General features: G+C 37.9%; 12 protein-coding genes. All 12 read right to left on the reverse strand.

Going from position 1 to position 15,954, the window contains the following annotated elements:
- Positions 1-7: 7 nt before the first annotated feature.
- Entirely contained in the window at positions 8-463 is a 456-nt protein-coding gene (locus tag CA834_RS10525; RefSeq protein WP_094968658.1) for a hypothetical protein, read from the reverse strand.
- A gap of 355 nt (positions 464-818) precedes the next feature.
- Positions 819-1,154: a hypothetical protein gene (locus CA834_RS10530; protein WP_094968659.1), complete on the reverse strand. Its 336-nt coding sequence runs from the start codon at positions 1,152-1,154 to the stop codon at positions 819-821.
- 278 nt (positions 1,155-1,432) lie between these two features.
- The gene (locus CA834_RS10535) at positions 1,433-2,158 is read right to left on the reverse strand and encodes a DUF6090 family protein (RefSeq protein WP_165764786.1); all 726 of its coding nucleotides are present in this window, start codon (positions 2,156-2,158) and stop codon (positions 1,433-1,435) included.
- 170 nt (positions 2,159-2,328) lie between these two features.
- Positions 2,329-5,463 carry a VPS10 domain-containing protein gene (locus CA834_RS10540; RefSeq protein ID WP_094968661.1) on the reverse strand — a complete coding sequence of 1,045 codons (3,135 nt, stop codon included), beginning with the start codon at positions 5,461-5,463 and terminating at the stop codon, positions 2,329-2,331.
- A 191-nt stretch (positions 5,464-5,654) separates the two neighbouring features.
- Positions 5,655-5,846, reverse strand: a complete 192-nt coding sequence (locus CA834_RS10545) for a hypothetical protein (protein ID WP_094968662.1) — start codon at positions 5,844-5,846, stop codon at positions 5,655-5,657.
- A gap of 82 nt (positions 5,847-5,928) precedes the next feature.
- Complete coding sequence (locus CA834_RS10550; protein WP_094968663.1) at positions 5,929-7,188, reverse strand: nuclear transport factor 2 family protein; 1,260 nt, start codon at positions 7,186-7,188, stop codon at positions 5,929-5,931.
- A 91-nt stretch (positions 7,189-7,279) separates the two neighbouring features.
- Entirely contained in the window at positions 7,280-9,082 is a 1,803-nt protein-coding gene (locus CA834_RS10555; protein WP_094968664.1) for an acyl-CoA dehydrogenase family protein, read from the reverse strand.
- Between the two features lie 84 nt (positions 9,083-9,166).
- Positions 9,167-10,357 carry an acetyl-CoA C-acyltransferase gene (locus CA834_RS10560; RefSeq protein WP_094968665.1) on the reverse strand — a complete coding sequence of 397 codons (1,191 nt, stop codon included), beginning with the start codon at positions 10,355-10,357 and terminating at the stop codon, positions 9,167-9,169.
- Between the two features lie 77 nt (positions 10,358-10,434).
- Entirely contained in the window at positions 10,435-12,843 is a 2,409-nt protein-coding gene (locus tag CA834_RS10565) for a 3-hydroxyacyl-CoA dehydrogenase/enoyl-CoA hydratase family protein (RefSeq protein WP_094968666.1), read from the reverse strand.
- Position 12,844: 1 nt separating this feature from the next.
- On the reverse strand, positions 12,845-13,300 hold the full coding sequence (locus CA834_RS10570) for a MarR family winged helix-turn-helix transcriptional regulator (protein WP_094968667.1): 456 nt from the start codon (positions 13,298-13,300) through the stop codon (positions 12,845-12,847).
- A gap of 152 nt (positions 13,301-13,452) precedes the next feature.
- Entirely contained in the window at positions 13,453-13,845 is a 393-nt protein-coding gene (locus CA834_RS10575; protein WP_094968668.1) for a hypothetical protein, read from the reverse strand.
- A gap of 103 nt (positions 13,846-13,948) precedes the next feature.
- Positions 13,949-15,727: an AMP-dependent synthetase/ligase gene (locus tag CA834_RS10580; RefSeq protein WP_094968669.1), complete on the reverse strand. Its 1,779-nt coding sequence runs from the start codon at positions 15,725-15,727 to the stop codon at positions 13,949-13,951.
- Positions 15,728-15,954: the final 227 nt, after the last annotated feature.

Consider the following 15,954-nt stretch of genomic DNA (forward strand, 5'->3'; position numbering starts at 1 on the left):
TACTGTATTACCCGTAGGTGTCATTTTGAATAGTATCTTCCAAAGCACTAAACTTTATTTGGTTGCTAATTGAAGCATTCCTTGTTTTTTTGAATTGTACATAGTGTTGAGATCCTACGCTTTTTCCATTTGATAATTTTTGGAAAAGTATAGTTTGGGGGTAATTAGCCTGGCCAATTCGCAAGGGCTTGCTGTTGGAAGAAGTGTTTATTGTTATAAGTCTTAGTGTCTTATTATAGGATTCCCATGGGTCTAAGGAAAGATGAAATGGCAAACATGAGGCATGTAGCAATCTATCAGAAGTAACTAAATCCTTATCGAAGAAGGCCTGTTTGAAGGTCAAGAATATTTTGTTGTGCTTTAGGGTAGTGGTTAAGAATTGGCAATAACAATGCAAATTCCAAGTCAGAATTGGCAATAGCCCAAAAACTATCACAATTCCTGAGGATTGTTTTAAGCGCATTTTGGTTGGTTCAGTTAGTCGGCAGGTAAGCTAAAGGATAAATCTGGAAGATTTAAATATACAATAAATTTCAATTGCTAATACAACAGGTAAGAGGACTTCTTAATTTAATTATAAAGCACCTTACTACAGTAACTCATATCCATTTTCATAAGCTCTAAATTTTTAGCAAGTCTACCTGGCTTATCCAATGTCTGAACAAAAACGTTGTTGTTGCTATCATTAGCGACGTATTCTGTACCGAGAATGGTCATAAATTTATAAGGAGGGAGATCAAAACAGTGACTTCCTAGTTTGATACCCTTTTTGCATTTAGATTTTCTAAACAAATGTCAGAATGTGGGTGTTTTTAATATTAATAAAGAATATTGTCCAATATGCTGTCTAATCTGCCCTCATTGATACTTAGGCGACCGTCTGACATAAAAATCTTATGGATTTCTGTTCTAAATTCACTGAGTTCCATCATTGTAAATTGATGGTCATGTATGGCCCTTTCAATTTTGTCTAAGCGTTGTTCCTCGCTATCACCGTTAAATTCCTTGTAAATTTTTTTAAATGTATCGCCGTTAGCCTTTGACTTAATTAGCTCAAGTTCTATAGGAGTTTCCTCCATATCAGCATTGGCACAGAGTAATAAAATGTAAAGTTGTAATTCGGTTTTATCCCATTGGTTAGGTCGAGATGTCATAATTTTTAGTTTTTTGGTTTTAGTTACTCATTTGACATTGAAAGTTAAGTCGATTGAAATGGGATACACTAAAGATAGTTAACATAACGTATAAAATACCTGTTGTAAAGAGTATTTAGTTATTTATATGAGTTTTGGGTCTTCTTTTTATTGATTTAAGGATTGGAGGTGATTGTAAATGGGTTTAGACGCTATTTAAATCGTGGGACGAAATAACAAAAGATTTGAAAAAGTCAGTTAATACAGGATAATTATTAGTTAAAGTCTACGATTTTAAATTACAGACTTTTCTTTTCGGGAATTTGTCCTGTTTCATTAATAATAGCTTCGAAAATACGATCTATTTTATTGAGCTCCAAAATATAACCTGAGAGTCTGTAAAGCATATCATCCATAAGATTTTCATATTCAATATCACTAAATATTTTAGTCTTATCAATAGGTAGGCGCGATTTTGATTTCCAGCCTAATCTACCGTAACTATCTACATCTTTTAAGGCATAGTTTTTTGTGAGGTAGGGTACAAGGTCCTCTTCAATTTTATTATCAAGACCTGAAAATTGATCTTCGGCACCTTTTACGGCCCTAGACCATTGGTAGAGTAAATTTTTTAAATGCTCCTTACGTATGAGATTTAAACGGCCAGACTGCAACAAGTCAGATAATGCATTTTCTGAGGGCGTAAAGCGCGCATATTCGAAGCCCATAAATAAAATACTATCTGTGTTTATAGAGGCAATTTCAGTTGGGTCTTCACCTATTAAGCCCATAATGTACCTACCGGTTTTGAGACATTGCTCATTCATTTTAATAGCCCCAGCAAGTTCTTTTTTATTTTGTTGAAATTCACTCTTTAAATTTGCCAATATATTTTGCTCTTCTAGTTTGGCAATACGTTCTTCATTCCACGTATTGATTTGTAATGCAATGAGAATACCTATCACTACGAGAACAATTTCGCCAAGGGCGTATTTGAGGTACTGGGTGGTTTTATTCTTCTCCATTAAATTGTATCTTATTTTACGAAATATCTTAATCATAATTTAAGTATAAATTGCCCATGCACTGGTTTAGTAAGTAACTAAAACTAGCTGCTGAAGTGTTTCTAACAATTAAGCCCTAATTTAATACAGAATTAAATATCTAATTTTTCGGAAAAATAGTTTCATTTAACCTATTCCTTTATAATCAGAGCTGGCAGGTTTAAAGCTTTAAAACTAGTATTATAGGTTTTCATTTCACCATCAATAATAGCGTCATGTTTTTGTCTCAAACCATACCAATGTTTTAATAAGTCTGATAAACGTTCCTTGGCACCTTGGGTGAGCATTGGGTCTGCGCCATCAATATAACCAGCTAGATTAATTAACTGTGCGTTAAGTTTGTTATTAAAATTTATGACATCTTGAAAGGTCTTTTGTTTAGGCTGTATAAGTTGCTCTTCCCAGGTATTTATTCTGGTAATCAGGGTGTCGCCAAGTTTTAAAAGATCTAGAGCTTCCGGTTTATCCTTTAGAAGTTCACTATAATTACCTAACTGACGCTTTGCTGATCTCATATTATTTACGGATTCATGAATTTCCTTAACCGTATTGGCTATGGTCTTAAGCGTGTTGTATTGTATCTCGTAGTCGTTCTGAGTAGCCTCAATGGCTGGATCTGCTAATACCTTAAAACTTATATCCTTTGCAGTGTCACCTTGGGATAATATAGCCGTATAATCACCTGGTGGCGTGGAATGACCTCCAAGTCCACCTAGAACAAATACATTTTCTACTGGTGGAATGTCCGTAGTGGTAAAATCCCATGTCATTGAATTTATACCAACCTTAGTAGGTAGAACTTCTGGTTTTGAAGGTCCACCAGGCCATGATTTAAAGTTCTCTGCAGGTTTGTTGGTGTAACGACGTATGGTATCACCATCTTTAAGTATGACTAGCTGAAAATCGAGAGTGTCCTTATTTTTTGGTATAAAATAGCGGAACGTAACCCCACTTTTGGGATTTTGGCCTTGCCTCTGTGCGTTTGTTGTTCCTCCAAAAATACGATAGCTATCCTTGGGTTTGAAGAGTTGAAGTTCGCTCTGATTGTTAAGTTGTTGTATCGGACTTAAATCATCTAGAATCCAAAAACCACGTCCGGCTGTGGCAGCTACTAGATCATTGTCTTGTATTGTGAGATCATTAATAGGAACTACAGGTAAATTTAATTGCAAAGGCTCCCAGAGTTGGCCATCGTTGAAAGATAGGTAAAGGCCCGTTTCAGTACCAGCGTAAAGTAAGCCTTCCTCTACCTTGTCAGCCCTCACCACCCTTGCAAAGCCATTAGGGTCATTTAAACCATTGGTGATTTTTGTCCAACTCTCACCATAATCCGTTGTTTTAAAGATATACGAGCTTAAATCCATAGACTTGTAGCGCATAACCACAATATAAACCGTCCCTGGATTGTGTTCAGAAATGTCAATACTGTTGATAATGCCATCGGAAATTCCTTTTGGGGTAATAGCTTTCCAAGATTGACCACCATTTTTTGTAATGTGTAACAAACCATCATCCGTGCCTGCAAGTAGAACGCCTTTTTCATGTTGTGATTCTACCAATGCCGTAATTGTATTGTAGTTTTCCCCTCCTGCAGCTTCGTTAGTGAAAGGCCCTCCTCCAGGACCGTGTTTTTCAGTTTCATTTTTAGTGAGATCTGGACTAATAGTATCCCAACTTAAACCACCATCAGTCGTTTTGAAGACCACATTACCCGCGTGGTAAATAGTTGACCTGTCGTGGGGTGAACTAATAATAGGAGCGTTCCAGTTGTAACGGTATTTTGAGTCTTTTGGAGCTATACTTAAGCCAAGTTCCGGATACTGCTTGATCGATTTTTGTTCAGTTGATTGAGAATACCACTTGCTTATATTGCCTTGATAGGTGCCGCCATAAACCACACTTGGGTTGTCTGGGTCAAAGGCTAGAAATGCACTCTCACCGCCTGCCGTTGGATACCAATCTTTCCAGCCAATACCGGCATCTCTAGTTCTGCTTGCTATAGCCATAGTAGAGTTGTCCTGCTGACCCCCATAAACGTAGTAGGGAACACGATTATCTGTAATTACGCGGTAAAACTGAGCAGTAGGTTGATTTTTCTGTGTACTCCAACTTTTGCCACCATTTAGCGAAATATTAGCTCCGCCATCATTTGAATTAATAAGGCTTAAGTTATTGTTGGGATTAATCCATAAATGATGATTATCGCCATGTGGAACAGGAATATTACTAAATGTACGTCCACCATCTATAGATTTCATAAGCGGTGCATTAAGTACATAAACGAGATCTTGGTTTTGAGGGTCTGCAAAAATCTCCATGTAGTACCAAGATCTGGTAATATTGATTCGGTTTTTATTAACTTGAACCCAGTTCTTACCAGCGTCATCCGATCGGTATACCCCTGCCTTTTCAGCTTCAGCTTCAATAACGGCAAAAACCCGTTCAGAATTGGCTCGGGAAACAGAGATTCCAGCTTTGCCAATTATTTCTGGTAGTCCAGATTCCATTTTTTCCCAACTGCTACCGCCATCTATGGATTTATAAAGACCTGAACTTTCACCACCAGATTCTATATACCAAGGAAAGCGCCTGTGTTCCCACATAGCAGCATATAAAATTCTTGGATTATTGAAATCCATGGATAGGTCTGAAGCACCAGTGATATTATTAATAAATAAGGCTCTTTCCCAAGTTTTGCCACCGTCTATGGTTCTGTAAATACCCCGTTCTTCAGAAGGGGCGTATTGAGCTCCTTGAGCTGAGACGTAAATGATATCGGGATTCTTAGGGTGTATTATGACATCAGAAATGTGCCTAGTCTTTTCTAAACCGATATGGCTCCAGGTTTTTCCAGCATCCATAGACTTATACACACCATCCCCCATTGAGGTCATTACACCTCTTGCAGCATGTTCTCCCATTCCTACAACGACAATATTTGGGTCAGATTCGCTTACAGCAATAGCACCTACCGTACCTGTTTTAAAATGGCCATCGGAAATATTAAACCAGGTAGTACCTGCATCGGTAGTCTTCCATACACCACCACCTGTAGAACCCATATAAAAGGTTAATGGTTGGCCTACAACACCAGTGGACGCCACGCTACGCCCTCCTCTAAATGGACCTATATTACGCCACTTAAGGCCTTGGCTGAGGCTATCGACCAGATGACTTTGAGAAGTTTGTTTTTGTTTTTTTCTTTGAGGATAAACACTTAAGCTTACGCATAATAAGGCGCAGAACGCCAATTGAAATGCCTTCATTAGAGCGGTTTTAATTAGTTAGTATCATATTCCCTTGATATCCGAGATATATCAGTTTCAAAAGTTACAGAAAATTTGTCTATTTGCCATTTATAAATGTTAAGACATTTGATTTTGCAACCTTAGGGCTATACGCACCAGCATATAACAGGTTTAGCTATGGGAAAAAATGTTGTGAAAGTCTAGTAGGGTTATCCTATTTGACCGTCTTCATTGATGTCCGTACCAGAATGTGTTTCTAATAATTTTAAGGTTTTTAGAAGTAATGCCTTGGTTTTTTCTAATTCACTTTCGAGTTGAGTTACGCGTTCATCCAAAGAGTCGGCCTTACCTTTTTGCTCGTCAAGTTCACTTTGTTGAATTAAATCCCAGAATAATCCCATTATGATTGGTTTTGATGAAGTAGGAAATTATGTAGATAGTAGAGGGCTACTTATTAGTGTTCAAGAAAGATATTATGTTACACTATTGTATAAAGGTAACCTTTTTTATCAAGCCGTTTTCAATTTCATAAATGGCTACAGCACGAAGCGTTTTGCCGTTAACCCTGACTTCTTCCTCGTCAATAACCTTATTGCCAATCACAATGCGATTTTTGATAATCGCGTTAAGATCTGGTGCATTCTTGAATAAATTTGTATATGCGGTTCGCATCTGATCTTTGCCTTGAGCCGTAAGTTGGTTAGGGTAGTTATATAGTGTTATATCATCTGCATAGGTTGCCATAAAGCCCTCTATATCCCTTTGGTTGTAGGCCTCTAATTGTTGTTGAACAATGGCTTCTATCATTGAACTCACTTCACGACCGCCATCTGTTTTCACTCCTGCTACTTGATCAATGGTCTTTTCATTATTGTCTTCCGTTACGAGTTCCACGGCCATAGCAAGCTTGTTAAAAACGGGGTTCACCGTTATTCGTGTAATATTGAAAATTCCGAATGATGAAAGATTTTCTACTGTTTTCCAATAATTATCTTTTTGTAAGGTCAATTTGTATAAGGTGTTCTTTTTTCCTGAGAGTAACGTCTTTGGGTTTAACCAACACATATCCTCTACATCTTCAATGGTATTGGCTATAGTTCTTACGCTACCTGTTGCAGGATTTAACGATTTTATTTGCCATTGATTAGGATTGGATTTAGATATGAAACTGACTAAATCTGAACCTGGAATTCTATGAATAGAGCGTCCTACATTGGTTGCATATTTTCGGTTTTTACTACTTCGAAGGTCAGTTATATAGAGATTGAGCATGTCATCCTCAATCACTGCGGAAACAATAGTGTTCTCATCATACCAGACATAATAAGCTACAATAAGGTCTTCGATAAGCGCATAGGATTCTCCAGTGCTAAGGTCGTACGCGTAAAGACCTTGTTTACCATCCTTGTCAAGCCTTACGGCAGAAACTTCATTTTTATTCGGGATGTTCAATGGTGAATACTCACTACTTTCGGTGAAGTTCACCCAGATTTTTGAACTATATTTAATAAAATACTGCGCAATATCTGTTTGTCCGTTCCTTGTGGAGGCATAAAAAAGCCGATTGTCATTTAAAAATGACGGTTGATTGTCGTACCCACTATTGTTTGAAATATTCTCGAAATTACTTAGCTCAATTGACCCGTTTTCAATATTTAAATCGAATAGTACAACTTCAGTATCTGACTGGGCAAATAGGCCAAAGGGAATAAGAAAATAGAGGAAATGGATTAATTGTTTCATTAATAGCGAGTTAATATTTTCTAAAGGTATAAAAATAAAGAAGCCAATTCAAATGAATGAATTGGCTTTTAGAATTAAAATTTTAATTTATTTAAAAGCAATACTTGTTTTCAGATTTTACTTTTTCAGCAATGGTGTTGCGCAATTCTACCACGTTAGGATAGTTTGTATATTTTGTAAAACGTTTTAAGCCCATGAGCATCATTTTTTGCTCGTCACCTTCAGCAAAGGAAATAATACCTTCCATACCGTTTTTCTTAATTATTTCAACGGCGTTAAATAGATATAATCTTGCCATGGCAATTTGTTCTTTTTGTGCGTCTTCACCAAATCGTTTGGCATTCTTCTCAGCTCTAAGAATAGCCGACTCTGCCATGTAGATTTCTATTAAGATATTAGAAGCCGCTAGCAATAATTGCTGGTGCTTTTCTAAGTCTGGCCCAAATTTCTGAACAGCAGAACCAGCGACCATTAAAAAGACTTTTTTCAATTTGGCAATCATATCTTTTTCTTCAGAGAATAATTCTGAATAATCAGGCACATCAAATGATGGAATCCCCATGAGTTCGTCTGCGACTTTCATAGCTGGGCCTAATAAGTCCACATGGCCTTTCATGGCTTTTTTAACCAACATACCAACAGAAAGCATACGATTAATTTCATTGGTACCTTCATAGATTCTGGCTATTCTGGCGTCTCTCCAAGCCGCTTCCATCGGTGTTTCTTCAGAAAAGCCCATACCACCAAAAATTTGGATACCTTCATCGGCACAGTTCTGTACATCTTCCGATACCGCAACTTTTAAGATAGAGCATTCTATAGCGTACTCTTCAACACCTTTAAGTTCTGCTTCCTGATGACTGTTTCCAGAGGCTTGTCTCATAGCGATTCGGTCTTCTATGTTTTTAGCAGCGCGATACGATGCCGCTTCCCCGGCATAAGCGCTTGTGGCCATTTCTGCTAGTTTTGATTTAATGGCCCCAAAATCGGCAATGGCGGTTTTAAACTGCTTACGCTCATTGGCATACTTTACAGCGTGAGTCGTAATTCGTCGTTGAGAATCTAAACAAGCTGCTGCTAATTTAATACGTCCCACATTTAGAGCGTTCATGGCAATTTTAAAGCCTTCGCCTCGTCCTGCTAGCATATTTTCAACGGGAACGACGGTATCATTAAAAAACACTTGTCTTGTAGAACTAGCTCTAATGCCTAATTTGTGTTCTTCTTCACCTAAAGTAATGCCATTAGAGGGATCATTTTCTACAATGAATCCAGTGATGTTTTTGTCATTTTCAATGCGCGCAAATACAATGAATAGCTTACAGAAACCTGCATTGGAAATCCACATTTTTTGACCATTGATTTTATAGGACTTTCCATCAGCACTCAATTCTGCCGTGGTTTTTCCTGAATTTGCATCAGAACCCGCGCCAGGTTCAGTTAAACAGTAGGCTCCAAACCACTCTCCTGTGGCTAGTCGAGGCACGTATTTCTGTTTTTGTTCTTCAGTACCATATAAAGTAATAGGCATGGTTCCTATTCCAGTATGTGCGCCAAATGCAGTACTAAATGAGCCTGTTCCACTTGAGATATAGTCACAGACCAACATGGTTGATACAAATCCCATTCCCAAGCCACCGTACTCTTCAGGTACAGCTACACCAAGGAATCCAAGTTCTCCAGCTTTGACCATACATTCTTCTGTAAAGGCATAATCTTTCTTTTCGAAGCGTTCTCTATGGGCAATAATTTCACGGTCATTAAACTCCATAACCGCTTCTTTCATCATGGTTTGCTCTTCATTGAAGTCTTCTGGCGTAAAGACGTCTTGGCAGTCGGTTTCCTTAACTAGGAACTGTCCACCCCTTAATAATTCTTTTTCAATTGTTTCCATATTTTTATAGATTTAGTAGTTAATCCTGAGTACTGAGTTAATTTTTTATTTATTCAATACCCTAATCTCATTTCTCGATTCTAATTAATTCAAAAATTCAAATATGCCTGCTGCACCTTGACCAGTACCTACACACATTGTTACCATACCGTATTTGCTTTGCATATTACGCTTGCGCATTTCATCAAATAACTGAACCGATAACTTCGCTCCTGTGCAGCCTAGGGGATGTCCTAAGGCAATTGCGCCACCATTAACATTCACAACGTCTTGGTTTAAATCTAACTCACGTATAACAGCTAAAGACTGCGATGCAAAAGCTTCGTTAAGTTCAATTAATTCTATGTCTTTTTGGGCAAGCCCTCCTTGTTTTAGCGCCTTTGGAATAGCGGCAACAGGTCCAATACCCATAATTCTTGGTGGTACGCCTGCGGCAGCATAGCTCACTAATCGTGCGATAGGTTCTAAGTTTAATTCTTTAACCATATCCTCACTCATAATTAAAACAAAAGCGGCTCCATCACTGGTTTGCGAGGAATTACCAGCCGTAACCGATCCGCCTTGAGCGAATACAGGTCTTAGTTTTGCCAATGCTTCTTTCGTAGTACCACGTCTTGGGCCTTCATCTTTAGTCACGGTATAACTACGGGTTGCTTTTTTACCATTATTATCCACATAGGTTTCGTCCACTTCAATAGGAACTATCTGATCTTGAAAACGATCTTCATCCAAAGCCTTTAGGGCTTTCATATGGGAGTTGTACGCAAATTCATCTTGATCTTCTCTAGAAACATTGTACTTGTTGGCAACAGCCTCTGCTGTATTTCCCATACCCCAATAATAGTCTTCATGACCTGCGTTGACGATGTCATAATTTAATTCTGGTTTAAATCCTGTCATCGGTACAGAGCTCATACTTTCAGCGCCTCCGGCAATAATACATTCGGCCATTCCTGATTGAATCTTAGCAACGGCCATGGCAATAGTTTCTAATCCGGAAGAGCAGAAGCGATTCACGGTTACACCAGGCACATCGACCGTGTTTAATCCAATTAAGGAAATGATGCGCGCCATATTAAGCCCTTGTGATCCTTCTGGCATGGCATTTCCTACAATAACATCATCGATACGAGTCACGTCAAAATCGGGCAGTTTTCCCATCATATACTGAATGGTTTCTGCGGCTAATTCATCGGCTCTTTTAAATCTGAAACCACCTTTTTTAGATTTACCTACGGCGGTTCTGTATCCTTTTACTATATACGCTTGTTTCATTTTTTCTTTGAGATTAATAGAATAAAGAGTCAAGAACCAAGACAGTTATCTTGAATCTTTTGTCTTGTTTCGTGGTTCTAATTTCTAAGTGGTTTCCCTGTTTTTAACATATGCTGAATACGTTCCAGTGTTTTACGTTCAGTACATAAGGAAAGGAACGCTTCACGCTCCAAATCCAATAAATATTGTTCGCTAACTAAGGTTGGTTCAGATAAATCACCACCCGCCATAACATAGGCTAGTTTGTTGGCAATTTTCTGATCGTGCTCGCTGATGTAATGGCTTGCCTCCATAGAATCTGTACCTACCAAGAACATGCCTAAAGCTTGTTTACCAAGAACTTTCACGTCTTTACGTGGCACAGGTTGTGTATAGCCTGCATCAGCCATTAAGCGCGCATGGGCTTTGGCCGTTGCAATTTGACGATCTTTATTAACCACAACAATATCTTTTCCTTTTTGAAGTACGCCCATATCGAAAGCTTCATAAGCTGAGGTAGCTACCTTGGCCATTCCTACAGTTAAGAAATACTCTTGAAGCACATTCAGTTCTACATCACCTTTATGGAATGTGTCTGATGCTCTCAAGGCCATTTCTTTAGATCCAGCGCCTCCTGGAATCACACCTACACCAAATTCAACAAGTCCAATATAGGTTTCTGCAGCTGCAACTACTTTGTCGGCGTGCATAGATAATTCACAGGCACCTCCTAAAGCCATGCCATGCGGGGCTGACACCGTTGGTATTGCAGAATAACGCATGCGCATCATCGTATCTTGGAAGTACTTAATGGCCATATTGAGTTCATCGTATTCTTGCTCAACAGCCATCATAAAAATCATTCCAATATTCGCACCGACAGAAAAATTAGCCGCTTGGTTTCCGATGACTAAACCGTCAAAATCCTTTTCTGCCAAGTCCACAGCTTTATTTAAACCGGCCAACACATCACCTCCAATGGTATTCATTTTAGACTGAAATTCACAGTTTAATATGCCATCTCCTAAATCTTCAATGACTACGCCAGAGTTCTTGAAGACTTCATTTGATGTTCTAATATTATCTAAAATGATAAAGGCTTCTTGACCAGGTTTTTTAGTTTGTGCTTGGGCTGGAATATCGTAATAATAGGTAGCGCCATTCTTTACGGTGTAGAAGGACGTTTCACCTTTATTCAGCATTTCAGTAACCCATGTAGCAGGTTCGTGACCTTCTGCTTTCATTAATTCGATACCTTTTTCAATACCGACAGCATCCCAAATTTCAAAAGGACCGTTTTCCCATCCAAATCCTGCTTTCATGGCATCATCAATACGATATAATTCGTCTGAAATCTCAGGAATTCTATTTTGAACATAGGCAAACATAGCCGCAAAGTTTTTACGGTAAAATTCAGCGGCCTTGTCTTTTCCTCCAATTAAAACCTTAAAACGATCAATTGGTTTATCTATAGTTTTGGTTAATTCTAAAGTGGCAAATTTGGCCTTTTTAGAAGGACGGTATTCCATAGTATCTAAATCTAAGGCTAAGATTTCTTTTTGGCCATCCTTCGATACAGACTTCTTGTAGAATCCCTGTCCTGTCTTACTTCCTAACCATTTGTTCTCCATCATGGTCTTAATGAAGTCTGGAAGTTTAAACAACTCATGTGCCTCATCGTCAGGACAATTGTCATAAATACCATTCGCAACGTGAACCAGTGTATCTAAACCAACCACATCTACAGTTCTAAAGGTCGCTGACTTAGGTCTTCCAATCACGGGCCCTGTTAATTTATCGACTTCTTCAACCGTAAGACCAAGTTCTTTAACTTGGTGAAATAAGGATTGTATTCCAAAAATTCCGATACGGTTACCGATAAATGCAGGTGTGTCTTTGGCCAATACCGAAGTCTTGCCTAAGAACTTTTCGCCGTATTCCATTAGAAAGTCAGTAACCTCTTGTTTGCAATCTGGCCCAGGTACTACTTCAAATAATTTAAGGTAGCGCGGTGGATTAAAGAAATGGGTTACGGCAAAATGTTTACGAAAATCTTCAGAACGCCCTTCATTCATAAATTTAATAGGAATCCCAGAGGTATTGGAAGATATAATAGTACCAGGTGTTCTGTGTTTTTCTAATTTTTCAAATACTTGTTTCTTGATATCTAACCGCTCGACAACCACTTCCATGATCCAATCAACATCAGCTACTTTAGCAATATCATCTTCTAAATTACCAGTCGTGATTCTATCAGCAAATTTTTGGTGATAAATAGGGGAGGGCTTAGATTTTAAAGAGGTTTGAAGCGCAGTATTTACAATGCGGTTTCTAACCACCTTATCCTCTAAGGAAAGGCCAGAGGCTTTTTCCTTTTCATTGAGTTCTCTTGGTACAATGTCTAATAAAAGTACATCGACTCCAATATTAGCGAAATGACAGGCAATACCGCTTCCCATTATTCCCGAACCAATTATGGCTACTTTTTTTATTCTACGTTTACTCATCTTATTTTAAAATGTGTTCGTTTTGGTTATATATTTTTTTATTTGAAATCATATTATTGATGACATCGGCTACCTCAAAAAAGTGTTTTAATTTCTCAGGAGGAATATTTGCTTTTATAGCTTCATTGAAAATAAGTACGCGCTCTCTTGAATACGCACGTTTTTCTCGTCCAAATTCAGTAAGGTAGATTAATACGCCTCTGCCATCCTCAGGATTAGGCTTGCGTTCAATTAAGCCTTTCTCTTCCATGGTTTTTAAAGTGCGTGACAAGCTTGTGGCTTCCATGCCCATTTTAGGCCCTAATGATGTCGATGGTGTGCCGTTTTCAGGATCAATACTTAATAAAGCAAAGCCAGTAGCCATGGTAGTATCGAACTTTGCTGCCTCTTCATTATACATTTTGTTCACGGCTAACCATGTGGTTCTTAGAACATAATCTATTGTCTTGTCTTTCATTTTTAAAATTTGGTTACCAAAGATAATAAAAAATACTATGCACGCATAATAAATATAGAAAAATTATGCATGCATAGTAAAATTACATTAAATCAAAAAAGAAGGGCCTTACACAATCTGTAAGGCCCTTTGAAAATAAGTTGTATTTAGTTTTAGTTCATTTTACCATTAATTGCACCAATAATGGCTCCAACAATAGCGGTCATAACGATACTAATACCAACATCGGCTACAGCCATTTGCGCTGTTGTTTCTGGCTGCATAGCCAAATTAAAAAAATTATAATATAACCCCATAAACAAACCTATGACGGCTCCAGCTTTTGCACCAGTTGCCGCAGTACTTATTTGCGCCCACCTATTGTAGACATATGAAATAAAAAGACCGTACATTATACAGCCTAAAAGAATATAGACCATGGTTGCTGATGATTCTTCCGGTTGTGGAAAAAAATCTGCCAATAAGATACCGTAGAAAAGCCATCCTAATAGCCAATTTGCTATGCCTCCGACCAAGCCCGAGATAATAAACGTTTTGGTTTTCATATTATAATGATTTAATAGTTAGTTAATTAAAGATAGGGATTTAACTTTAATAATCATTATAATATGCTAGTAAACAGTTATTTGTAGGAATTAGCTAACAAAATTAGGAGCTATAAATTTTTTCGTAGAGATTGTTGTATTTTTCCCTTATCACACTTCGTTTCATCTTCATGGTTGGCGTAAGGTGGCCATCATCTATGGTCCATGCCTCAGGGGTGAGCTCAAAACGTTTAATTTGTTCCCATTTCCCAAAGTTCTTATTGTACTTATCTACTTCCTTTTGTATTCGTTTAATGACCTTTTCAGAGGTAGCAATTTCTTTATCGGTCTTACCAATATCATTATACTCTTTATGGTCGATCCAATCTCTAATAAAGTCAAAATTAGGCTGAATTATGGCTGCGGGCATTTTTTCACCTTCACCAATGACCATAATTTGTTCAATAAACAACGATTGTTTAAAGTCGTTTTCTAATAAGGTGGGGATAATATACTTGCCGCCAGAAGTTTTAAACATTTCTTTTTTACGTCCTGTAATTTTTAAGAAACCATCATTGTCAATTTCACCTTTATCTCCCGTATGAAAATAGTCACCCGTCATGACTTCAGCTGTTTTTTCAGGATCTTTATAGTAGCCCAACATTACGTTAGGACCTTTGATTAAGATTTCTCCATCCTCAGCTATTTTTACCTCTACGTTTGGAATCGGTTTGCCTACGGTCCCTACCTTGTACATATGGTTTTCATATAATCCAACAGAAACCACAGGCGAGGTTTCTGTTAAGCCATAGCCCTCCATGACGCGCATTTGCGCTGCGCCAAATATTCTGGCTAGCCTTGGTTGAAGGGCAGCACTTCCCGATACCATGGTTCCTAATTGACCGCCTAAAGCTTCACGCCATTTACTGAAAATAAGTTTATTGGCGATTTTTAGTTTAAATTCGTACCAAGCTCCATTAGCCCTGTAGGGTTCCCAGCGTTCTCCCAGACTTACAGCCCAAAAAAACAAGGCCTTTTTTATACCAGACAACTCTTCGCCCTTTAGCATTATTTTGTCAAATACCTTTTCGAGGAGTCGAGGGACAACACTCATTAAATTGGGATTAATCTCTTTAGCATTATCACCAATTTTATCTAAAGCCTCAGCGTAATAAATAGATGTTCCTGCATATTGATAGACATAGATAAGCACCCGTTCAAAAATATGACAGATGGGCAGAAAACTTAGAATTCTTGTCTCTCCAGATGGAGGTAAGGGAACCCTGGGTGAACTGTCCAAGACATTGCTCGTAATATTCCAATGCGATAGCATGACGCCCTTGGGTTTACCAGTCGTACCTGAAGTGTAAATAATAGTCGCTAAATCATCAGGAGAAACAGCTGCTTTACGTAACTCCACTTCTTCTTGCAAGGTAGTTTCGAACCCGAGTTCAAACAACTCTGAATAGTGTTTACAACCTTCGATATAATCAAAAGAGTACACCTCTTTTAGTTTTGTATTGGCTTGAACTTTCCTAACCTTTTCTAGTACTTCTTCGTCTGAAACAAAGCAAAAAATTGATTCGCTGTGGTTGAGGACATATTCATAATCCTCTGCCGAAATTGTAGGGTATATAGGAATATTTTGCGCGCCAACCTGAAGAACACCAATATCCATAATATTCCATTCAGTGCGATTAGTAGAGGAAATAACGGCGATTTTATCATTTTTTTGAACACCTAATTTCAATAGAGCTCGGCTAATCGTGTTAGCTTTTTTTAGATATTCTTCTGTAGACATAGGAGTCCATACACCGTTGTATTTAGTAACTAAGGCTGAATCATTAGGTTTATGTTTAAGTTGATAGTAAGGAAAATCAAAAAGGCGAGTTATTTCAGTCATGATGAATTTAGCAAAAAGTTAGTTGGATGTTTACGAAAATAGGAAATAAAAGCCTATTATTTTATTGGATTAAAAATACGATTTGAATTTTTAACAAAAATTTAGAGCTTTTACGTGTCCAAATTTAATGTTACGGAAATTAAAAAAATAGGACCTAGATGAATTTGATCTATTTCAAACGATTTCGTAAGTAATGGCAGTGAAAATAAGGCTTTACCCGGTTTAAA

This window comes from Winogradskyella aurantia, assembly GCF_002266855.1.
Classification (GTDB): Bacteria; Bacteroidota; Bacteroidia; order Flavobacteriales; family Flavobacteriaceae; genus Winogradskyella; species Winogradskyella aurantia.

What these genes read in the sequence shown, in the direction of transcription:
- CA834_RS10525 (WP_094968658.1), bottom strand. Translation starts at nt 463, where the DNA reads ATGCGCTTAAAACAATCCTCAGGAATTGTGATAGTTTTTGGGCTATTG.
- CA834_RS10530 (WP_094968659.1), bottom strand. Translation starts at nt 1,154, where the DNA reads ATGACATCTCGACCTAACCAATGGGATAAAACCGAATTACAACTTTAC.
- CA834_RS10535 (WP_165764786.1), bottom strand. Translation starts at nt 2,158, where the DNA reads ATGGAGAAGAATAAAACCACCCAGTACCTCAAATACGCCCTTGGCGAA.
- CA834_RS10540 (WP_094968661.1), bottom strand. Translation starts at nt 5,463, where the DNA reads ATGAAGGCATTTCAATTGGCGTTCTGCGCCTTATTATGCGTAAGCTTA.
- CA834_RS10545 (WP_094968662.1), bottom strand. Translation starts at nt 5,846, where the DNA reads ATGGGATTATTCTGGGATTTAATTCAACAAAGTGAACTTGACGAGCAA.
- CA834_RS10550 (WP_094968663.1), bottom strand. Translation starts at nt 7,188, where the DNA reads ATGAAACAATTAATCCATTTCCTCTATTTTCTTATTCCCTTTGGCCTA.
- CA834_RS10555 (WP_094968664.1), bottom strand. Translation starts at nt 9,082, where the DNA reads ATGGAAACAATTGAAAAAGAATTATTAAGGGGTGGACAGTTCCTAGTT.
- CA834_RS10560 (WP_094968665.1), bottom strand. Translation starts at nt 10,357, where the DNA reads ATGAAACAAGCGTATATAGTAAAAGGATACAGAACCGCCGTAGGTAAA.
- CA834_RS10565 (WP_094968666.1), bottom strand. Translation starts at nt 12,843, where the DNA reads ATGAGTAAACGTAGAATAAAAAAAGTAGCCATAATTGGTTCGGGAATA.
- CA834_RS10570 (WP_094968667.1), bottom strand. Translation starts at nt 13,300, where the DNA reads ATGAAAGACAAGACAATAGATTATGTTCTAAGAACCACATGGTTAGCC.
- CA834_RS10575 (WP_094968668.1), bottom strand. Translation starts at nt 13,845, where the DNA reads ATGAAAACCAAAACGTTTATTATCTCGGGCTTGGTCGGAGGCATAGCA.
- CA834_RS10580 (WP_094968669.1), bottom strand. Translation starts at nt 15,727, where the DNA reads ATGACTGAAATAACTCGCCTTTTTGATTTTCCTTACTATCAACTTAAA.